This window comes from Nostoc sp. JL23 (genome assembly GCF_017115065.1).
GTDB classification, from domain to species: Bacteria; Cyanobacteriota; Cyanobacteriia; order Cyanobacteriales; family Nostocaceae; genus Nostoc; species Nostoc punctiforme_A.
This window is the reverse complement of sequence record NZ_JABXKN010000121.1, coordinates 128,257-150,637: the sequence shown is the minus strand read 5'-3', so window position 1 is coordinate 150,637 and position 22,381 is coordinate 128,257. Positions and strand designations below refer to the sequence as shown.

At 40.9% G+C, this 22,381-nt stretch carries 16 protein-coding genes; 6 read left to right on the top strand and 10 right to left on the bottom strand.

The features are described 5' to 3' along the window. Window positions 1-130: 130 nt before the first annotated feature. Window positions 131-628 (bottom strand): pentapeptide repeat-containing protein, encoded by a 498-nt coding sequence (locus HWQ42_RS24500; protein WP_292816853.1) that lies wholly within the window; start codon window positions 626-628, stop codon window positions 131-133. Window positions 629-817: 189 nt separating this feature from the next. On the opposite strand from HWQ42_RS24500, the gene gcvT reads away from it, so the two are divergent. The 3 genes from gcvT to gcvP all read left to right on the top strand — a co-directional run bounded on the left by gcvT (window position 818) and on the right by gcvP (window position 5,574). Next, entirely contained in the window at window positions 818-1,954 is a 1,137-nt protein-coding gene (gene gcvT, locus HWQ42_RS24495) for a glycine cleavage system aminomethyltransferase GcvT (RefSeq protein WP_292816851.1), read from the top strand. Between the two features lie 125 nt (window positions 1,955-2,079). Then, a complete protein-coding gene (gene gcvH / locus HWQ42_RS24490; protein WP_094350648.1) occupies window positions 2,080-2,469 on the top strand; it encodes a glycine cleavage system protein GcvH in 390 nt (129 codons plus the stop codon). A gap of 192 nt (window positions 2,470-2,661) precedes the next feature. Further along, window positions 2,662-5,574 (top strand): aminomethyl-transferring glycine dehydrogenase, encoded by a 2,913-nt coding sequence (gcvP, locus tag HWQ42_RS24485; RefSeq protein ID WP_292816850.1) that lies wholly within the window; start codon window positions 2,662-2,664, stop codon window positions 5,572-5,574. A gap of 120 nt (window positions 5,575-5,694) precedes the next feature. On the opposite strand, the gene HWQ42_RS24480 is transcribed toward gcvP, so the two are convergent. The 4 genes from HWQ42_RS24480 to HWQ42_RS24465 form a co-directional block, all read right to left on the bottom strand. Then, the gene (locus HWQ42_RS24480) at window positions 5,695-7,311 is read right to left on the bottom strand and encodes an alkaline phosphatase (protein ID WP_292816848.1); all 1,617 of its coding nucleotides are present in this window, start codon (window positions 7,309-7,311) and stop codon (window positions 5,695-5,697) included. A 327-nt stretch (window positions 7,312-7,638) separates the two neighbouring features. Next, complete coding sequence (locus tag HWQ42_RS24475; RefSeq protein WP_292816846.1) at window positions 7,639-8,184, bottom strand: PEP-CTERM sorting domain-containing protein; 546 nt, start codon at window positions 8,182-8,184, stop codon at window positions 7,639-7,641. 605 nt (window positions 8,185-8,789) lie between these two features. Continuing rightward, complete coding sequence (locus HWQ42_RS24470; protein WP_292816844.1) at window positions 8,790-9,662, bottom strand: NAD(P)-dependent oxidoreductase; 873 nt, start codon at window positions 9,660-9,662, stop codon at window positions 8,790-8,792. A gap of 78 nt (window positions 9,663-9,740) precedes the next feature. Continuing rightward, on the bottom strand, window positions 9,741-10,484 hold the full coding sequence (locus HWQ42_RS24465; protein ID WP_292816843.1) for a tetratricopeptide repeat protein: 744 nt from the start codon (window positions 10,482-10,484) through the stop codon (window positions 9,741-9,743). Window positions 10,485-11,126: 642 nt separating this feature from the next. On the opposite strand from HWQ42_RS24465, the gene HWQ42_RS24460 reads away from it, so the two are divergent. Further along, window positions 11,127-12,854 carry a trypsin-like serine protease gene (locus HWQ42_RS24460; protein ID WP_292816841.1) on the top strand — a complete coding sequence of 576 codons (1,728 nt, stop codon included), beginning with the start codon at window positions 11,127-11,129 and terminating at the stop codon, window positions 12,852-12,854. Between the two features lie 85 nt (window positions 12,855-12,939). Here HWQ42_RS24460 and crtO read toward each other — a convergent pair whose 3' ends face one another. The 5 genes from crtO to HWQ42_RS24435 all read right to left on the bottom strand — a co-directional run bounded on the left by crtO (window position 12,940) and on the right by HWQ42_RS24435 (window position 18,078). After that, window positions 12,940-14,634, bottom strand: a complete 1,695-nt coding sequence (crtO, locus tag HWQ42_RS24455; RefSeq protein WP_292730205.1) for a beta-carotene ketolase CrtO — start codon at window positions 14,632-14,634, stop codon at window positions 12,940-12,942. A 107-nt stretch (window positions 14,635-14,741) separates the two neighbouring features. Beyond that, entirely contained in the window at window positions 14,742-15,500 is a 759-nt protein-coding gene (locus HWQ42_RS24450) for a DUF2993 domain-containing protein (RefSeq protein WP_292816839.1), read from the bottom strand. Window positions 15,501-15,602: 102 nt separating this feature from the next. Continuing rightward, window positions 15,603-15,989 carry a cytochrome P450 gene (locus tag HWQ42_RS24445; RefSeq protein WP_292816837.1) on the bottom strand — a complete coding sequence of 129 codons (387 nt, stop codon included), beginning with the start codon at window positions 15,987-15,989 and terminating at the stop codon, window positions 15,603-15,605. A gap of 34 nt (window positions 15,990-16,023) precedes the next feature. Beyond that, complete coding sequence (locus HWQ42_RS24440) at window positions 16,024-16,209, bottom strand: hypothetical protein (RefSeq protein WP_292816835.1); 186 nt, start codon at window positions 16,207-16,209, stop codon at window positions 16,024-16,026. Window positions 16,210-16,695: 486 nt separating this feature from the next. After that, the gene (locus tag HWQ42_RS24435) at window positions 16,696-18,078 is read right to left on the bottom strand and encodes a cytochrome P450 (RefSeq protein ID WP_292816833.1); all 1,383 of its coding nucleotides are present in this window, start codon (window positions 18,076-18,078) and stop codon (window positions 16,696-16,698) included. Between the two features lie 186 nt (window positions 18,079-18,264). On the opposite strand from HWQ42_RS24435, the gene HWQ42_RS24430 reads away from it, so the two are divergent. Both HWQ42_RS24430 and HWQ42_RS24425 read left to right on the top strand, forming a co-directional pair. Further along, window positions 18,265-20,478, top strand: coding sequence for a phosphoketolase (locus tag HWQ42_RS24430; protein WP_292816831.1), 2,214 nt, complete (start codon window positions 18,265-18,267; stop codon window positions 20,476-20,478). Window positions 20,479-21,189: 711 nt separating this feature from the next. Then, a complete protein-coding gene (locus HWQ42_RS24425; protein WP_292816829.1) occupies window positions 21,190-22,230 on the top strand; it encodes a GTPase in 1,041 nt (346 codons plus the stop codon). The last annotated feature ends 151 nt before the right edge of the window (window positions 22,231-22,381 follow it).

The window sequence follows — 22,381 nt, the reverse complement described above, 5'->3', positions numbered from 1 at the left end:
GCATAAGGATTTCGTTGATTTGGAATGATTGGTTTATTTCCGCCGTGTTCTACTAGCGATCGCTCTTTGTGTCCTCGAACGGTTTAAAATAATATCCCCCTCTTCTTCAGCGAAGAAGAGGGATGAGATTTTACTTACATCCTAAAGATTTGCGAGTATCCACACCAGTTTTAGAATTCACACCACTTGCCTTAACACAAAGCTTTTTCACTTGTATGCCATCTAAAATTGCATTCGTAAAATCAGTACCGGTGACATCCACGCCATCAAAAGTAGAACGCAGCATCATCGCATCAGTCAACACAGCATCACTTAAATCAGCATCCTTAAACCTTGTTAGATAGGCTATGCCTTCACTAAAATCAGCACCATGCAGATTTACTCCCTCCAATACGCTACCGTTAAATACACCACCACGTAAGTCAGCATTGCTAAAATTAGCATTCTCTAATTTGAGATTGGTAAACTCAGTACCAATTAAACTTTGACCAGAGTAATCCTTGCCCTTGAGTTCATCATTACCCACAGAACGGGTAATACTAGAAGAACTTGCAGCTTGCGCCGATAGGGGAAACAAAAAAAGAACCATAGCTAAGACAAAGCTAGCTAACAGTTGCCAATATTTCATAATCTCTTCTTAATAAATCTCAACACTTCTACTATTAACTATTAAACCTTACAGAAGGGGACAAAGGGGATGAGGGAATACGGTACAGGTTACAGGGTAGAGATTATTCCCTATCACCCGTCCCCTGTCACCTCTTCCCTAATCTCTCGTAGGATGATAGATGTTGAGGTGCGATCGCAATAATTACCTGTGGCTAATCAAGAAGACAACGCCCAATCTCTGGCGCGAACCCCTTTATATCAACTGGGTGTAGAACTCAAAGCACGCCTTACCAGCTTTGGCGGCTGGGAAATGCCTGTGCAATTTAGTGGAATTAGCCGCGAACACGAGGCTGTAAGAAATACAGCCGGAATGTTCGATATTTCCCACATGGGCAAATTTACCCTCCAAGGTAAAAACCTGATTTCCCAACTCCAGCCACTAGTACCTTCCGACTTGAGTCGTTTGCAAGTTGGTCAAGCGCAATACACCGTATTGTTAAATCCTCAAGCGGGAATTATTGACGACATCATTGTTTATTATCAAGGTGAAGACACCAGTGGTACACAAAAGGCATTCATTATAGTCAATGCGGCAACCTCTGGTAAAGATAAAGCATGGCTCTTGCAACACCTTGACCTAAATAAGTTGCAATTCCAAGACCTTTCACCAGATAAAGTCTTAATTGCCGTGCAAGGGCCAAAAGCGATTAAATATCTCCAGCCATTAGTGCAAGAAGACTTGCAACCAATCAAAGCCTTTGGACATTTAGCAGCAACTCTACTAGATAAACCTGCCTTCCTAGCCCGCACAGGTTACACCGGAGAAGATGGCTTTGAGGTGATGGTAGACCCAGATGTGGGAGTAGAATTGTGGCGAAGTCTCCATAAAAGTGGTGTTATCCCCTGTGGACTCGGTGCGAGAGACACTCTGCGCCTAGAAGCAGCGATGGCACTTTACGGACAAGATATCGATGACACTACCACACCTTTAGAAGCAGGTTTAGGGTGGCTAGTTCACTTAGATACCAAAGGCGATTTTATTGGTCGGGAAGTTTTAACAGAGCAAAAATCCAAAGGAGTGCAGCGTCGATTGGTAGGTTTGCAAACCCAAGGACGCAACATTGCCCGTCATGGCTATCAAGTGTTATCCGAAGGTAAAGTTGTGGGAGAAGTTACTAGTGGCACCCTGTCACCTACACTTGGTTATCCTGTTGCATTAGGCTACGTTCCCACCCAGCTAGCAACTGTTGGTCAGCAGCTAGAAGTCGAAATTCGCGGCAAAGCTTATCCAGCAGTTGTAGTTAAACGTCCCTTTTATCGGTCAAAAAATCGTGTTGCCAACTGATAAGCGCTGAGGTTTTTGAGGAATAATGTGTTGTGAGTTATTCAATCTACAGTCAGGTTCATTACCAAATATGGCTTGGATGACTATTGGGGCAATAATTTTTTTAATAAGGGAGAGGAAGTGATATGTCTTTTGAATATCCTCAAGATTTCAGATATCTGGATTCTCATGAATACGTGCGAATAGATGGTGAAATTGCCACAATTGGCATTACTGAGTTTGCCGTACAGGAATTGGGTGATATCGTCTTTTTGGAACTGCCAGAAATTGGCGATGCTCTTACTAGGGGAGAAAACTTTGGCACAATCGAATCAGTGAAAGCCGTTGAGGAACTGAATTCACCAGTGACAGGCACCGTTATAGAACGGAATGAAGCCTTAATTAATTCTCCCGAAGAAGTGTCAGAAGACCCCTATGGGGAAGGGTGGTTTTTGAAAGTGCGCGTCAATGACCCTGGTGAAGTTGAAGATGCCTTGACAGCTGATGAGTATCGCGCCCAAGTAGAAGGGGAGTAGGAGTGCTTAGTGCTGTTAGCGGGGCGTTGAGCCAGTGCTGAATGGAAGAGTAAAGGAGTAGGTGAGTGGAGGAGGTAATTAACAATTACTCTTATTCACCTATCCAATATCTTCCGAATTCCCAGTCCCCAGCCCCCAGTTTAAGAGTATTTATTGCAAAATATGATAATAGTACCATCTGGAGAGTAATTTGTGGTATTGAACGCCCCTATTCTCAAGTCTAATGAGCAGCAAGTGCTGGACGACAAAAGTCAAAAGTTAAGTAGTTTTGTGCCAAGACACATTGGCCCTAACTCTGATGACATCCAGCTTATGCTTAAGGTTTTGGGATTTCCCAGCCTGGATGCTCTAATCGACCAAACAGTTCCACAGGCAATTCGGCTGAAACAACCGCTAAAGTTACCAGCAGCAGAAAGTGAGTATGCAGCACTGGCATCGTTAAAAAAAGTTGCTGCCAAAAATCAGGTTTTCCGTTCATACATTGGTATGGGCTATTACGACAGTATTACCCCACCTGTGATTGGGCGTAATATCTTAGAAAACCCTGGTTGGTATACTGCCTACACTCCTTATCAGCCAGAAATTGCCCAAGGGCGACTAGAAGCGCTGCTGAATTTTCAAACCTTGATTATTGACCTCACAGGTTTAGAAATTGCCAATGCTTCATTACTTGATGAAGCCACAGCCGCAGCGGAAGCGATGAGCCTAAGCTACGGTGTCTCCAAAAATCAGGCAGATGCCTATTTTGTCTCTCGTGACTGCCATCCCCAAACCATTGATGTGTTGCAAACACGCGCTAAACCATTGGGGATTAAGATTATTGTTGGCGATCATCAAACATTTGATTTTGATCAAGCAATTTTTGGGGCTGTTCTGCAATACCCTGCAAGTGATGGCACTATTTACGACTACCGCGCTTTTATCGAAAAAGCCCATGCTAAGGGTGCATTGGTGACGGTAGCAGCAGACCCTCTAAGTTTAACTTTGCTGACCCCTCCAGGGGAATTTGGCGCTGATATTGCTGTCGGAAGTACTCAGCGGTTCGGTATCCCGTTGGGGTTTGGGGGACCTCATGCGGCATACTTTGCTACGAAGGAAGAGTATAAGCGGCTGGTTCCAGGGCGAATTGTGGGTGTATCAAAAGATGCCCAAGGTAAGCCTGCATTACGTCTCGCCTTGCAAACCCGCGAACAGCACATCCGCCGCGAAAAAGCCACTAGTAATATTTGTACTGCACAGGTGCTACTGGCGGTGATGGCGAGTATGTATGCCGTCTATCACGGCCCTGCTGGACTGAAGCAAATTGCCGAAAATATCCACTCTTTGACAGTGTTGCTGGCAGAAGGACTGAAGCGTTTGGGTTACAGCATCAGTTCCAAAGATTTCTTTGATACGTTGCGAGTAGAACTGGGAAGACGCAATTTAGAAGATATTTTGGCAGCTAGTGAACAACTTCAAATTAACCTGCGGGTTTTTGATGCAACTACTGTTGGTATTTCGCTGGATGAAGCAACTACACCAGAAGATTTAATCGACCTTTGGCAGATTTTCGCTGGTACAGATGATTTACCCTTCACTTTAGAAGAATTAACTTCTTCCTCATCCTCACATCTTCCTCTCTGCCGTACAAGTACATATCTCACTCACCCAGTTTTTAACCGCTATCACTCAGAAACGGAGTTGTTGCGTTATCTGCACAAACTTGAAAGTAAGGACTTGTCGCTAACGACATCAATGATTCCTTTGGGTTCTTGCACAATGAAGTTGAATGCAACTGCTGAGATGATTCCGGTAAGTTGGGAGGAATTTGGCAAGATTCATCCATTTGCCCCAGCGTTGCAAACGCAAGGTTATCAAATCCTATTCCAGCAACTTGAGGCATGGTTAGCTGAAATTACTGGTTTTGCGGGAATTTCTCTGCAACCAAATGCTGGTTCTCAGGGCGAATATGCTGGACTTTTAGTAATTCGCCAATATCACGAAAATCGGGGCGAAGCACACCGCAACGTTTGTTTGATTCCCACTTCGGCACACGGGACAAACCCAGCAAGTGCAGTGATGTGCGGGATGAAAGTGGTGGCAGTTGCTTGTGACTCCCAAGGTAATATTGACGTTGCTGACCTGAAGGCTAAGGCAGAAAAACACAGCAATGAATTAGCCGCCTTAATGGTGACATATCCTTCAACTCACGGTGTCTTTGAGGAACCAATTCAGGAAATCTGCGCTGTTGTCCATAGTCATGGTGGACAAGTTTACATGGATGGGGCAAATATGAATGCCCAAGTGGGAATTTGCCGTCCTGGGGATATTGGCGCGGATGTCTGTCACTTGAATCTGCACAAAACTTTCTGTATTCCGCATGGTGGCGGTGGCCCTGGTATGGGGCCCATTGGCGTTGCATCTCATCTTGTGCCGTTTTTGCCTGGACATCCTGTTGTTACTATCAACGACTCAACTCAGCACTCACATATTGGTGCTGTGGCAGCTGCGCCTTGGGGTAGTGCGAGTATTTTGGTGATTTCTTGGATGTACATCGCCATGATGGGTGCAGATGGTTTAACCCAAGCTACTAAGGTGGCGATTCTCAACGCTAACTACATTGCCAAGAAACTGGAATCGTATTATCCGGTTTTGTATCAGGGGAAAAATGGTCTAGTTGCCCATGAGTGTATTTTAGATTTGCGATCGCTCAAAAAATCAGCTGCGATCGAAATCGATGATGTTGCCAAGCGTCTGATAGATTATGGTTTCCATGCGCCGACTGTTTCCTGGCCTGTAGGGGGTACAATCATGGTGGAACCTACAGAAAGTGAATCTAAACAAGAGTTGGATCGTTTCTGTGATGCGTTGATTTCTATTCGCCAAGAAATTGCCGAAATAGAAGTTGGCAAGGTGGATATCCAAGATAATGTTTTGAAGAACGCACCCCACACTGCCGAAAGTCTGATTACTGGAGAATGGAATCATCCTTATTCTCGTGAACAAGCTGCTTATCCCGCGCCTTGGACTCGTGAATATAAGTTCTGGCCGGCTGTGGGTCGCATTGATGCGGCTTTTGGCGACAGGAATTTTGTTTGTTCTTGTCTGCCAATGGATGCTTATTAAACTGAAGTGAAGAGTTAGGAGTTAGGAATTAAAACTCCTAACTCCTGCCTTCGATAAAAACTGATGATTTACCTATTTCTATCTGTGATTATCTAGTTGTGATACCTGGGAATTAAACAATTAGGCTTGTTGTATTTCTGGACGACCATCTTCAACTACAAATGAAGCCCGCTTACTAAGCGTGCCATTCGGGGTTGTGACGTTTGATAAAACTAGATAGTCTGTCTTGTAGGTTGTGGGAGTCAGCGCACAGCGAACATATCCCCGTTGACCGTTGAAGAACTTAATGTGTGGGTTATCGGGTAAGTAAGCTTCAACATTTGGGCTGGTATCTGCCCCATCTCCACCGGAGGTTATTGAGGTACAGACGAATTCACTCCCAACCGTAGCAGATTTTGGGTTATTAAAGTCAGCCTTTAAATTTATTGCCCAGTTGGAATGGATATCGCCTGATAAGACTACTGGATTAGATGGTTTGCGCTGTTCTAAGAAACGCATAAGGCGATCGCGGGAAGCCACATAACCATCCCACTTATCCATGCTGTAGGTTCTGCCTTCCCCTGGTTTTGTGTCTATCTGAGCAACTATAACTTGCTGGGCTAAAACGTTCCACTTAGCCTGTGAGTTATTTAAACCATTGTATAGCCAATCTTCCTGACGCTTGCCGGTAATCGTTGCATTCGGATTTAAATTTTCTGGGCAACGTTCTTTAGTACCATCACCACAGGGCTGATCGGTGCGATACTGACGGGTATCTAGGACATGGAAGGTAGCTAAGTTACCAAAGGAAAGCCGACGGTAAAGTTGCATATCGGGGCCAACGGGACGCGAGAAGGGGCGCAGTGGCATGTGTTCGTAGTAAGCCTGATAGGCAGCAGCCCGTCGTTGCAGGAAGATTGCCCGATTTTGATCTGGTTCAGTATCGACTTCGGAGATGTCGTTGGCGTAGTTGTTTTCTACCTCGTGGTCATCCCAGGTGACAATCCAGGGAAAGGCTGCATGAGCTGCTTGCAGATTGGTATCAGTTTTATAGAGGGCGTGACGGTTACGGTAATCTTCTAAGGTTAGAATTTCGGCACTGTTGTGCTTTCTGGGACGATTGTTTGAGATTCCGCCTTCATAGATGTAGTCTCCAACATGCACTACCAAGCTGAGGTCATCCTGGGCAATATATTTGTAAGCAGTATAGTATCCCTGCTCATAGTGCTGACAGGAAACAAGGGCAAAGTTTAATTTATTTAAGTAGCCACCTGCTAAAGGCGCTGTACGGGTGCGACCAATGGGGCTAGCGTCTTGACCGACAAGAAACCGATACCAGTACCAAGTATCAGATTGCAGGCCTTCTACGACAACTCGAACTGAATGAGCTAGTTGTGGAGTTGCAAGTACCGTACCTCTGGAGACAATACGCCTTATGTCGGGATCGGTTGCTATTTCCCAGCGAATTGGCACATTCACAGGTGGCATTCCACCTCCATTTAAAGGTTCAGGAGCGAGACGAGTCCAAATCACTACGCTAGTAGGATAAGGATCGCCCGACGCTACACCTAAAGTGAAAGGATAATTGGAAAATCTGCTGGTGGCGTAGACGCGTAGCGGCTTGTCGGCAGACATCGCTCTTTGAGAAGAAAATTGGTTAGCGATTGCTAAACCAGATAATGCTCCTGCCCCAATAATTAAGTTGCGTCGTTTGATTCGACTGTGCAGGAACTGCTCAAAATTCCGGTAATCTACCATTCTCTACTCCTGGCTAACAGGTAAGTTAAAGTACAGCAACAGCTAACACAAAGATGGCGGAGTAATCGTAGGAAAATTTCGTAATTATTCCCTTATAGCAATTCTTTATTAAGACCCATAGAAATAACCCCACCATCCTTGCTAAGGAGAGGTTGGGAGGGGTCATAATGTGCAGCTTCATAGAGAATTGGTATTATCAAAATCAGATTTTAATTTCCAATTTTCCCCTCAGCTATCAATGTGTCAGATGTTGTTTCCCCACATAAAACCCTACTAATAAGAGATTAATCCTTGGCAAAGAAATTGTTAATATCAACTTAACCAAGGTTAGATTTTAATCTTTTTCATGGATGCTACCTTTCTCTTCATCATTGAGCCAAGGCTACAAGCAAAAAGAACACCAATTAAAGGTGTAGGTTCAGGTACTTGTCTATAAGAAACTGTACCTGATATCAGTTCAGTATTGGGAGAAGTTTTAGAGTAAATTGTAAAATCGTCACCAATAATTTCATAACTGATAGAACTGGAAGGATTAGCTTTATCATTAAACTGATAATCTAATCCAAAATACGTTTGTCCTGTTAAGGATGTTGTTTTAAAAACAAGAGGAAAATCTGGGTAATTTGCATCATCTTGTTCAGTGTAAATGGTATCGCCATCAAAGTTGAAAGAAAGTGACTGAATGGGAGCTTCGGGATTATAGCCATTGCTGAAGGTTGAGTCATCAAAGCTAAAAAAGCCATTCCCCTTTGTTGCTGGACTATCAACGGTGAAAGCGTAATTAAGAATTGCAGCAGATGCAGATTTTACATCTACGGTAGCAAAACCTAAAGCAATAGTAGCAGCAACCAATAAATTTGGAACCAATTTCATCTCAATTTTCCTTACCATCAACTTCTGTAAGCAATGCAATTACAAGCTACAAAAATAGCTTTTATCTAACTTACTTATTTTTCCAATTGAAATTCATAACTGTTAGATCCAGTTATGAAATCAATATTTTTCTCTTTTTCAATAAGAAGCAAACAACTGCCCAAATTGTTTTGAGACACCCCATTTTAAAATTAGGAGTTTAAGCAAACTTTAATTAAAGGTAAAAATAAAATTTAATTTAAGTTTACTAACTAAAAAATTAGCCGATAACTATAGGGTAAGCACATCTAAATAAATAGTAATGAGCCTGAATAAGAGTGGAATGCAATCAGATATGACTTTCACGAAATTAAATTTTCGCTTTTACAGGAATAATTCTCATTTAGGAGGGGAGAAAGTGAGAGGAAACCGTCGCTTGCCTGTTAAAGAAGGGAGTAACGTGATTTTGTCAGATCGGGGTTAAATTATCAATTACATTACTAAATTCTCAATAAAACAGGTTTTTCCGTTGCGATGCCTACGGCGAACAACGCCTACGCGTAGTGTACTAGAGGTAATCGCATTCCAAAATAGCCTATTCCTATTTTTAGTTTTAACACTTAGTCTTAACTGAATTGTATTGCCTCTAATTCTTCTTTTACAAATAAAGGCTGATACCCCAATGCAAATGCTTTAGAACTATCCAAAGAAACATCTGTTGGTCTAGGTGCTGCCATTTTCACATCTTGTTGTCGGCAGGATTTAAGTCCGGTAGCGGGAAGTTGGAATACTTCTACTAATATCTGTCCAAAATCATAACGCGAAATCCGCTCTTTGCCGCCTAAGTGAATGATGCCGTTAACTTTTTCTAATGCTAATAAAAGTCCTTTGGCAGCAGTTGTTCCACTTACTGGTGTGCGAAATTCATCTATAAATAAACTTAGTTCTTTTTCTGCTTGTAAAGTCCGAATAAATGGCTGAATAAAGCTTTTAGCTGTGGGTGTTGCTGCACCAAACATCAAGGGCATCCGACACACTGCGGTCATCGGATACCTTTCTAGCATATCTGCTTCAGCTATGGATTTTTGCTCACCGTAAAGATTGACAGGACACACGGCATCTGTTTCTTGATAGGGGGCATTTAAGCCATCAAAAACTAAGTCGGTTGAGGTAAAAGCACAAGGAATAAAGTTATCCGCACAAAGTCCGGCAATATTACAGGATGCGATAACATTAATTGCGTGGGATTCTTTGGGGTTGGTTTGACAAAAATTTGGTTGCGAATGTGCAGCAGTATGAATAACTGCTTCTGGTTGGACATCATTAAAGATACGCTTCAATTCCTGAAAATTTGTTAAGTTCGCTTTTAAAATTTTCATGCCAGGAATCTCTAAAGAATGGGATAAATAAGTGCCATAAATATCCCATTCTTGTTTGGCAAGCTGACAAAGATGCCATCCTAAAAAACCACTTGCCCCGGTGATTAACAATTTTTTCATGTCTAACCTTAAACCGCTCAAGAAAAAATCCTTTCTACAGCAGGCTTATATTCTACACCGAGAGGTGGTGATAAAATCCTATTGCAGTAATTCCTGAAACTGCTTTTCACTACGCACTTTGCTAAAGTCTGGGTCAGTTTTTGCTAATTTCTTGTATTTATCAGGAACAAGCTTGATTGCTTTGTCTAGGTTCTCAATTGCTAATTCTAGATTGTTTTGTAAAGCATAAGAGCAAGCTTTATTGTAATATGCTTGGTGCAAATCCGGCTTGATGGCGATCGCTCTATTATAAGATGCGATCGCATCCTTGTAGCGGTGCAGCTTTGTCAGAGCAATGCCTCGGTTAATTAAGGCTTCATATTTGTCGGGTTGGATGGCGATCGCTCTATTATAGGATGCAAAAGCATCTTGGTAACGTTGCAACGATGTTAGAGCTATGCCACGATTATACCAAGCTTCATATTTGTCGGGTTTGATGGCGATCGCTCGATCATAGGATGCAAGAGCGTCTTGGTAGCGTTGCAACGATGTTAATGCTATGCCACGGTTAATCCAAGCTTCAGGACTCTCAACTTTGATGGCGATCGCTTTATCATAAGCTTTTATGGCATCTTCATAATTTTGTCTATCTAATAAATTATTACCTTGATGAAAGTAATCTTCTGCTTTTTGCGTAGCCTTCGCTTCTATAAAAAGTTGGGTTACATTGCTTTCTTGGACAACCTGTGTAGTATTTTCTGCCGATGAGTTTGCCCCCTCACTACAGCCAAATGTCAAGAAAGCTATCAAGCCAGATGCAACGAAGCAGTTCCGAAAAACCATGCTGTACCTACAAAAATTATTAGATGATGTTAAAATTTGTTAGTTTTTTGAGTATTATCAAAATACACTACTTTTTACCCATTAATTTACTTATATTTATTTTCCCAAAGAGCCTTGTTGACAATGCATAAAAATTTATCAAAATCAAGGGTGTATAATATTATCATAATAAATACACATAAAGCAATCGCTTAGAACTACTTTACTCAAAAAACAATTATATTTGTATTGCTATATATATTGCGTAGCTGGGACTCGTCGTAACATCGTACTCGTGTAGTAATTCACCCTGATAAAAACCTTCTTCAATTTGCCAATGCCGACGGTATAAATTAGCCAGGATCGCAGGGGTGAGGACAGAAATAATATCATAATAGCTAGTTTTTCCAACCTTGATTTCTATTAATTAGTTTTATTTTTCCTTCAAAATAAAACAGAAAATCAACTCTCCATTATTGATAAATCGTAGACATAATTTATATTACAACTATGGCAATTTATAGGTTTAATATTACTTAAAAACTGAGTAGCAGGAAGCATTATTCATAGAAATTACTAGTAAATTATTAATGCTAGGAGATAATTTCTGGTATTAAATTTGTATATTTTGTATTTATTATTTTCTATTCAGGATCTAAAACTATGTCTGTTTTCTCCCCTGATGGTCGGACAAAAGTTAGCAACACCATAACTTTTCCGTTTAGTGCTATAGGAAAGATGAGAATACGTTGGAAAGGCCCAGATGGGGTTATTGATACTGCTGATGATATTATCGTCAACGGTTCTGGTGCCATGATTGATTCCTACCACTTTTTAACAGCAGGACACTGTGTGTATGACACAAGATATGGGGGTTGGGCAGATAAAATTGAGGTGATGCTTGGCTCTAAAGGAAATATCATTGCTGGTACAAACCGCGCTGACTATGAATACTATAGTGAAGCCAAATCTGTTTATACACGTTCTTTTGAAGGATGGACTCAAGGAGATCAGACTAAAAGCGAAACTTTTCAATATGATATAGGATTGGTTACTCTTGACCGCAATATTGGAAACTTCACTGGCTGGTTTAACTATGGATATGACGAGAATCTCAACAGTGGAACTTTAATGAATGTCACTGGATACCCTTCTGATAAGTTTGATTCCAATAGTGATGGGAAATTTGACAACTATGATATGTGGACTCAGAGTGGAAAAATCACAAGTACAACTGACTCGATTTTGCGTAGTAATGAGCTAGATATTCTAAATGGAAATAGTGGAGGCCCTCTCTGGCTTAATAATTCCAACACAAATAAACCGACTATTTATGGAGTAGCTTCAAATGAGACAACTACCAACCAAACTCCGCTTTACAACGAGTTCGCCCGAATTACAAGCACTCGATATAACGAGATTCAAAACTGGATTAACGAAGACACAGCTACACGTAAACCCACTGATAAAGCTGATTTAGTAGACTCTGATGTGTGGTTTAACACAACTCTTGGAAGTTTTAGTAATAACACTATTAAAAATGGGGAAAATTTCAGCATCACAGTTTATCCTCGCAACAATGGTACAGCCGCGACAGGTAATTTCTCAGTTTCTTTTTACGCTTCTACTGATACCAATATCACTAATAGTATTGGTTCTCATTATCTAATTGGTAATACAACTATTTCATCGATTAACCCATTCAATTCGGGAACAGCGACATGGAACGGTGCGTTTCCCAATATCCCAATTGGAAATTACTACGTTATTTCATTTCTAGATCCAACTAATTTAATCCAAGAGTTTGATGAAAGTTTAACCAGCAACCAAAAGGTATTTAGAACTTTACTCTCTGTTGCCAATAGTGCGATATTACCTCTTAGCATTTCATCAACTATTAGCTCTCCTTTAACAGCCCGTGAAGAAAATCTCACCACAGGTACAGCCAATATTAATGAGAGTGGTAATACTGGTAATAACCAGCTAAATGGTGGAAATAGCAATGACATCCTTATAGGGGGAATTAGTAACGATACTTTCGTTGGAGGTTTAGGTAATGATACCTTAACAGGAGGAACTGGATCTGATGTTTTTATTATTAATACCCCTTCTGAAGGAATTGATAACATTACAGATTTTTCGCCCTTAGATGACACAATCTATGTTTCTAAAATAGGGTTTGGAGGTGGACTTAGTGAAGGTATACTTCAATCAACACAATTTTTTATCGGTTCATTAGCACAAGATAGCAGCGATCGCTTTATCTACAACAATAATACAGGGGGTTTATTCTTTGATGCTGATGGTATAGGCTCATCTGGTCAAATCCAAGTTGCTCAACTAGCAATAGGTCTAGCCATGACTAATACAGATATTTTCGTGATTGCCTGATAAATCAAGACGCGATAAATCGCGTCTCTACATGAGGGTTTTGGGTTTATCTGAACTGTATAACTCTACTTTATCTGTGCAACGCTTAATTGATGCCAAACACTGACTCGACAGTTGACTTAATCGAATCCCGCGCATCCTTCAAAGTTTGGCTAATGGGATGTTTTGCCTGCAAAAATGCCCGCGCACAATTGCGTCCCGGCATTCCCGAAATTGAACCACCTGGATGAGTCCCTGCACCAGTCAAAAATAGATTATCAATTGGCGTTTTGTAGTTGGCTATTTCTGGTAATGGACGGAAAAATATCATCTGATCTAGGGTCATGTCAACATGATAATAATTCCCTTTGTATGCACCTAATCTTTCTCCTAGTTCTGCTGGACTTTCTACCCGACGGGCGATAGTTGCACCTTTGACATTGGGTGCATAGTCTGCCAACTTATCAATCACCCTATCTGCAACTTTGTTTTTCAATTCATCCGTCCAACCAGTACCTTTTAAACCAGTGCCTTCTGCACCAGCAATTTGATAAGGGGCAAAATACTCAATCCATACAGTGTGCTTGCCTGGTGGTGCTAATGTGGGGTCTAAGTAGCTAGGCATCACCACATACATTGATGGGTCAGCATCAGGAATCTCTCCCAAAGTACATTTACTATGAGCCTGTTCGACATGAGCCACGGAATCTGCAATTAAGATAGAACCGACGAGATATTCATCTTTGTGAGCGTGGTGGGGAAAGTGCAGTGGTTCATCTAAAGCTAAATCTATCTTGAGGATGGTTTCGTTATTGTTAACGATGCGGCGTTCTAATCTTTCCCATAAATCGGGGTCGGCTCCATCAACATCGCTTTTATCAGTCATTTGTAAGAACAACCGCTTGGCATCAATATTAGAAATAACCCCGTATTTAGCGCGATATTCTTTACCACCAGCAACCCGCACACCTACAGCTTTGCCATCATCAATTAAAACTTTTTCAACGTGCTGATCTGTGAGAATAACGCCACCTTTACTTGTGACTAAATTCACCAAAGCTTGCACAAGTGCGCCTGTTCCGCCGCGAGGTCTGGCCATCCCCGGATTGTGACGCATTGCCATCATAATTGCACCAATGGCAAGGGTTTTTTGTGATGGTGGCGCACCTAGTTCTGATGCTAGTCTGGCTAGCGGCGCTTTCAGAAATTCCTCATCAAACCACTCGTTAAGCAAATCTTCAGCGCTGGTTAACATCGTGCGAATAAAGTCCAGCGTTTTGTTAGGTGAACCAATAACTGAAAATAAATCCTTGAGTTTTGTGATGTCGTAGTTACCAAGGATGTCTATAATTGACTTTGGCGGTGCATTAAACATGGGAATCATTGCACCTAGCGCTCGCTGCCAATAGTCTACAAACTCTGCGTATTTTTTGGCATCACGTTCACTGTAACGAGCGATTTCTGCACAAGTCTTTTCCACCGACTTATGTCCTAAGAAATACTTGCCATCAGGATGAGGACAGAAAACAACTGGATCGCACTCCAAATAATGCAAGCCGTATTTTTCTAGTTCTAATTCTTCAACAACTGGCCCTAAGTGAATAAATTCATGGTCAATAGCACACAAATTGAATTTAAATCCAGGAGCTTCTTGGGGTAAACATTCTTCAGTTGTTGCTGCGCCACCTGGTACAGAACGCTTTTCTAGTAACAGAACGCTATAACCGGCTTTTAGCAAATAAGCTGCACAAACAAGCCCATTATGTCCAGCACCGATTAGGACAACATCATACTCTTGCATAGTTGGAATTTAGAAATAATCAGTAACTTTCCAAATTTTAGAAAATTTTTATTACATTTACATCATCCTTCAGTAACAAAAATTATCTTTAACTAGTGTCAATCCTACTAAGGAGAGATTAAAGTTGATGATGAGGGTATTTGTTTTACCTGAGCTTCTAACATAAGTATTAAAGTACCTTTTTGTACTTCTATATCTTTGATAGAAAACGATATATCCTCCCATTTAAAAAATGGTATATTCATCAGTTCTTTAGCTTTCTGCATGAATGCTGTAATTAATTCTATGGAAATCCCCTCTCCCTCAGTGCAGTTAAAACCCTCTAGCATAGCGGGTTGTGAATTAGTGCGTGGACGAGCGATCGCAGTGTAAGCTAAAGGGCGAGTATTTCCCATTTCCTTTAACTGCACCTTTCCCCTAAATTCTATTTTGCCATCACCAGGTAAAAATACCTGAATTTCTTCTGGTTCAAAACTGACAATTTCGCCATCTACATTCAACTCAAAGTTTTGCATCTGGCTACGAACAAACTCTGAGGTCAAGGCGCGGTTAATATCTACTTCTGTGAGTATAACCCTAGCAATGGTATTGATTGGCTCATTGAGTTCTATTTGACCAAAAAGAGCGCTAAAAGGATTGATGGCAATACTATCTGTTTGCAGTTTTATTTCCTGTATGCGAATGTCTTCTTTAATGACTAATCCTTGTCCTGCAACTGCAACTCCATCCGCCTGTCCCTGAAGTATTTTTAACAAATCGGTTTGTACATCTATTTCTATTTGTTCTACTTCATCTAGCTGATTGGATATTTGTTTTTCAGCTTCTTGGGATAGAAATTGTTCTTCTAACCGATGCTCATCAGGCATGAATTAGTAAGCTCCTAAATGTCCTCTTACTAGTTACTGTAAAGGCTAGATACTAAGGAGCGGATCTACATTGCGGTATATGCAAATCGGAGGATTGAGTAATTAACTAGAAAGTATTGTTTGTCTTTTAAATTTTGCCTTTTTGGTAACAACCATTTTTATACCACCGCTAGGGACAATTGTAATACCACGACGGACTGGATGCGCTGGACGTTTATCAGTAAGGCTTAGTTCAAAATGGGATAATATTATGGCTGTTACTAATTTTATTTCATACATAGAAAATGCTGCACCGATGCAACCACGATAACCCCCACCAAAGGGTAAATATTCGTAAGGTGAAAATTTTTGGTTGAGGAATCTTTCTGGACGAAACTGTTCTGATTCTGGGTAAGTGTCTGTTCGGCGATGTGCTAAATAAATACATGGAACTAAAATTGTTTCTGATGTAAATTTATGCCCCATAATTTCCACTCGATCTTTTAGCATTCGTGGTGTGCAAATTAAAACATGGGTTGCTTTCTTAAAATCTAATTTGTGTGCAGGGATGGCTAAAAAATACTATCGGTGGCGACTTTAAACCCATTACCTGTACTGTGAAAACATCACCATACTTGGCAGCATTATTTTCTAAAAACTTTGTTGGTTCAGCAATTAATTGCAGAATTTGTAGCAACGCTGGTGTGCGTAGATTATTAAATAGTTTCATTATTTATTCGATACTTTTAGAATTTCAGAAGGCGCAAATAATTCAATCCGTTTGAGTTAAAGCTTACTTCTCCCTAACACTTCTTAAAAAAGATGCAATTAGAGCAAAATTTTTAAAATTTTCAGGGGAGAATCGGAAGTTACCTACCACTAAGTGAACCGTAGTGGTAATTAATCACCATTAATTTTTACAAAATTAATAATAATATTTTTTCTAAATTTTTAAATGCATTTACAGAAAAAGCTTACTCAATTATTTTAGAATACACCTATTAAAATACGTCTTTTGGTGATATTAAAATGCCTTGTATTGGTGTGTATCCTCAGTCTTAAAATCCATTCTTTTTACAGTTGTAATATATTAAAATCCCCTATAGTCCTCTTTTAAAGAGGACTATAGGGGATTGTTTAAAAGCATTGAAAATCTATCTAAATGTATAGATGGAAGTTGAAAATTTGCTGAACGCAACCATCAAACCTCCCAGCATCAAACAGTGGTTGTCTGTAAAATGGGAGGCTTCACCTGACGTTGACTCCTAACAACCATCTCAATAGGGCGATCAGGGCCTGTCACCAAACCACGGCGTTTAGGTCGTACTTCACCTTTATTAACTAGTTCCAATTCCTTACTAGAAAGGATTTGAGCAAGTGCTAGCTTCATTTCCAACTGGGCGAATGCTAGCCCAATACAGCGCCTAGCACCACCGCCAAAGGGCAAATATTCATAGGCAGAAAATTGCCGTTCTAAAAAGCGTTCTGGCTTAAACTGCTTAGGTTCTGGATAAATATCTTCCCGTTGGTGGGTCAGATAAATAGAACCAAGTAGGACTGTACCGGGTTCTAGTTCGTAACCGCCCAGCGATATCGGGGTTCTTACTTTTCTGGGAAAAGTTAGCATACCTACTGGGTAAATCCGCAATGTCTCGGAACAAACAGCGTTGAGATAGGGTAACTTGAAAACGGTTCCGGGATCTGGGTTATCGCCCAAGCTATCTAATTCTTGCAGTAGCTTTTGGCGCACTGATGGTAGTTTGTGAATCCAGTACAATGCCCATGCTAAGGCTGTCGCTGTGGTTTCATGACCAGCGACTAACAAAGTCATCAATTCATCGCGTAACTCTTCATCAGTCATGGGTTGACCGGCTTCATCTCTAGCAGCCATGAGTAAGCTAAGAATATCCGTGCGTGATGAATCTGCTTGTTCTCGACGTTCCCGAATTTCCTCGTAGAGGAGTTTATCAGCTTCTTGCTGAAGGCGCATCTGGTTTCCCCAGAAGTTAATCGGGCCAAAATCTCTTTGCAAAGCTGGAAAATAAAGCAAAGCCACACTTAACCGAGAACTAGCCTTTTCTAAAAGCTCACTCATAAATTGCTGTAGTTTTTCGGCGCGAGGCCCTTCATGTAGCCCAAACACAGCTTGCATAATCACCCGTAGGGTAATAGCTTGAGTAGCAGATCGAATATTGAAGGGTTTGCCTATCTGGTATTGGCTAATGACTTGCTTGGTGACATCAGTAATCACCTGACTATAATTCCGCATTCTTTCGCCGTGAAAGGGAGGCATCAACAACTGGCGGTGACGCTGGTGTTCTGCGCCGCTAATGCTAATTACAGAATGCTTGCCCAGCAAAGGTTCAAGTACCTTATTCAGATCGCCAGGGGCTTCTAATTCCTTGTTATCAGTTGTCAAAATTTGTTGTTGCGCTTGGGGGTTGCTGACAATCACCAAAGGAGGCAGATTGTTGTCTAATCTGAGAGTAAAAATCTCCCCATAGCTTTTGGCACAAGCCTCCATAAATGACATCGGATTAACAATCCAGCGCAGCATCTGTACAACTGCTGGAGTTTGCGGGCCATTTGGGAATTTCATAAATTTTTTTCCTGCTAAATATTTTTTGCTACTTCAACTAATTGAAATCTTGGTTGCGTAACTATTTAAAGTACTTATTCTAACGTTGCAAAAAAGCAATAAACTGTTACAACCTCGAAGATGTAAAATTTTGGTTAAATTCAACGAGCATCTACAGTTTCACCTCACCGTCAAAAGGTACTCAGCATGACTGCAATCTCCGCAAAAGCATCTTCAGCGCTTCCCAATTTTTCTGAAGGAATTCAATATTTTGGTGAAGCATTACCAGATTTTGAAACTCATGGTGCAACACCTGCTATCGAGTCGGGCAAAATCGCGATCGCATCGACCACAGATAAAGCAGCTGTATATCAAACTTTACTTGCTGCCGATGCCCTGCGCTACCTGACTTTGCAAGTTACTGCTACTAAAGCTTCTGGGCATCCCGGCGGATTCGCCAGCCAAGCAGAAGCTTACGCATCTCTTGTCATGCTGGGATACAAGAACATTATTACCGAAGTCGGACACCACGCCCCCGGATTTTATAGTGCCATGTTCTTGGATCGTTCGCTAGAGGACATGGGAATTTTTACAGTCCAACAATTGCGCGATCGCTTCCGAGAAAAGCACGGACTTTTAGGACACCTTTCTGGTTTTATCCCCGGTATTCTTGCACCTGCGGGACCTTTGGGACAAGGGCAACACTTTGCAATGGCGGCTGCACTGTTACACAAAGATAAATTGTTCCCCTTTACAGTTGGGGATGGTGGATTGGGTGAGCCTTATATTGTAAGTGCGATCGCACATTTCCATACTGCTTATCCTGCTGTCACTAATTTCTTGCCGGTATTGGTGTGGAACGGTTACAGCCAAGAACATCACAGCATGGTTTCTCTTAAAACCAATGAACAGATGCAAGCATATTGGCAAGGTAACGGTTTTGATGAAGTCGTGTTAGTGGATGCCAAAGATTTTGACGATCAAAACCAGCCAGGGGATTACGTTGATAGTACCGCCTTTTCTTTTGAGAAACGTCTAGAATTCACTCAAGCAGTACTTTCGGGTGTAGATAAAGCAGCGCGATCGGCCCTTGGTGGTAAACTTACCGTCTTCATTATTAAACAACTCAAAGGTGCAGGAGTCCACGCGCGGGGTGCAAAATCTCACAACTTATATCCTAAAGATACGCTGGATGCGCCGCACATTATTAGTGCATTGCAAACCCGCGCTTTATCTGCGGAAGCTTGGCAATTAGTCAGAACAAATGCCGAACGCGCCGGTGGTGGCCCAGCAGCAAAAACTGTAGTTACAGAATTTGAATTTCCATTAGCAGAATTAGGCGAATTACCTTTAGAAGAATATGCAGTTGGAGGTGAACCTAAAGTTTCCACAGCTGCGATGGGACGATTAGTAGGAATAGTTGGAAATAAAGATCAAAATTTCCTTGTCACCAACGCTGATGGTAACGAAGCATCAGGAATTGCCAACATCAACCAAGCATTAAAGATTATCCATCCCACAACCGACGACTTATATAACCAAGCACCAAATGGACAAGTTTATGAACCATTGAGTGAAGATGCTTGTGCCGGTTTAGCTGCGGGTTTGGCGTTAATGGGTGCGAGAACTTTGTGGTGTTCTTACGAATCTTTTGCCATCAACGGATTACCAATTTGGCAAACTGTGACTCAAGCAATGGCAGAATTGCGCCGTCAAACTCCTTCGACTATTACTTTATTCACAGCAGGCGCATTAGAGCAAGGACGCAACGGTTGGACTCACCAACGTCCAGAAATTGAAGCTTACTTTGCTTCGTTGATGCGAAATGGAAATGTTTTCCCATTATTTCCGCCTGATGCTAATAGTATTCAAGCCTGTTATGACTGGGCATTGAAAACTAAGAATAAGGGAGTTGTGATTACAGCTAGTAAATCGCCATTGCCAATTCGCACAACTTTAGAACAAACTCGTCAAGGGTTACGCGATGGTGCAGTGTTATTACATGAAGTTGCTGGTGATAGACAAGTTGTATTTGCTGTGATTGGCGATTTAACATTAATACCAGTATTTGAAGCTGCTGCTTTCTTGGAAACTGAAGGTATTGGCGTGAAGATAGTTACTGTGATCAATCCTCGGCAATTGTACCGTAGCCACGATACTGCTTGGGATACTTGTTCTGAACCCGAAGGCGGTTTCTTAGATGATGCGAAATTTGCCGAATTATTTGATGGCGATGCGTTAATTGCTGTTACTGGTGGTGCAGCGGGGATGTTAGAACCTATTCTGTTACGTAGTACAGCCAAGCGCGACACCTTCGCGTGGAAGCGTGGGGAGACTACAGCCAGTGCTGGCGAGTTGATGGCGTTTAATGGATTGACTGCGGAAGCGTTGACAAAACGTGCGATCGCATTAGTGCATTAAATGATGTTGCATAAATGCGGGATGATTTTATTGAATTTTCTTTTGCGTGAGATATTCATCCCTAGATTTAGCAACGCCCATTAAATATAGCGGTTCTCGCGTGGATACAATACACTCTGACCTCTCTCCAAACCTCTCTCCTAAAAGGAGAGAGGCTTTGAATCTTGCTCCCCTTCCCTTGTAGGGAAGGGGCTGGGGGTTAGGTCTGTATTGGATCAACCGAGAAGCGCTATAAAGCTGGAATTGTTTCTACTTTTATCGCATTTATACGTATAGAAACGCTGAAAATTGCGTCGGAATGCGTATATTTGCGTTTTTTATTGAAGAGAACTTAGTAGACAGGAAAAATGGGAGTAGATTTGCTGAAATTCTTTAATAAAAGCTGGTTTTGGAGTCGCAAAAGCTGCTTTTGGAGTCGCAAAAGTTAGTTTACGAGTCAGAAACTTACTTTACAAGTCGCAAAACTTGATTTTTGAACTAGGACGAAGGGTGATATTTTTATCTGGAGGCGTGGGGAATGTGTAGACTTGAGGAAAAGTGCGATTGGGTTAGTTCATTAAGCTGGATTTTGTAAGTAGAAAAGTCTGAAGTTTAACCTAACATACACGCAGATAGACGCCATAGATTAGCATTTTAAGGCGTATATTTACGGTTATTTTTATCATTTTAATTTATTAGTATATATAAAAATTAATTAACAATATAAATTATATGCTTAATGAGACAGCTAAAAAGCTCGTGGATGAAATTACAAAAAACTTGGCAGCAAGCAAAGAATCTATCTCTTCTTCTTTTGGAGAATTGTTAAGTTTATTAATTGATAAACTACAGCTATCTCAAGACAAAAAGTTCGTATTTGTTTTACTAGGTAAAACAGGTGTTGGTAAATCTAGTACTGTTAATTCATTACTGAATCAGGAAATTGCTCCTGTAGGCAAATATGATGCTACAACAATGGAAGTTCAGGAATATGAGCATGAAATAAATGGTGTTAAATGTTCAATAATTGATACACCTGGACTGTGTGATGATATCCCAGAAAAAGGAAATAACCAAAAGTATATAGAATTAATTCAAAATCAAGTCAAGCAAATAGATTTACTTTGGTTTGTAACTCGTCTTGATGACTCAAGAGTTGGTGAAGATGAAAAAAAAGGTATACAAATTATTTCAGAAGCATTCACACCAAAAGTTTGGGAACATTCTATAATTATTTTCACACGCGCTAATAAAGCTGACGACTATTTAGAAGAATTACGGGAAAGAACTAAGCGTATTAGAGATGAAATTGCAAAACATACAGGTAATGAAATTGCAAATAAAATCCCCTCAGTTGCTGTAGATAATAAAAGCCAAACAACACCAGATGGCAAAAGATGGTTAGAAGAATTGTATACACAAGTATTTATAACAATGTCTGAAAGAGGTGCTATACCTTTTTTGATGGCAACCGCTCCTAGAATAAATAAAACACAATCTAATAAACCTAATAGAGATCCCAACTGGACTTTTTATAATCAATCAAAATTTACAAATCAAGACAAAGAAGATAAGGATAATGAATTTAATGCTAATGATTTTATATTTAATGGCATACAAAAAGAATTAATTAAGAAAAAACTTATAGAGGTTATTCCAGCTTTAGCAGCTGCGGGTGCAAGTGCTGGAGCAGTAGTTGGTGGGCCAATCGGTGCTGCAATTGGTGGTATAGTAGGCGCTGCTGTAGGAAGTATTTTTTACTTTTTTAGCTAAAACTAAATAACAAGATAAAGCTATTTTTATATTTAGTAATACACATCGCCTCATGACGAGGTAATATTCTTACCTTGTGTATAATAATTTTCTTAATACTGATTTTCTCTAGCCTCTGGTGTCAAGTAATATATTTTAAATTTTAAAATAT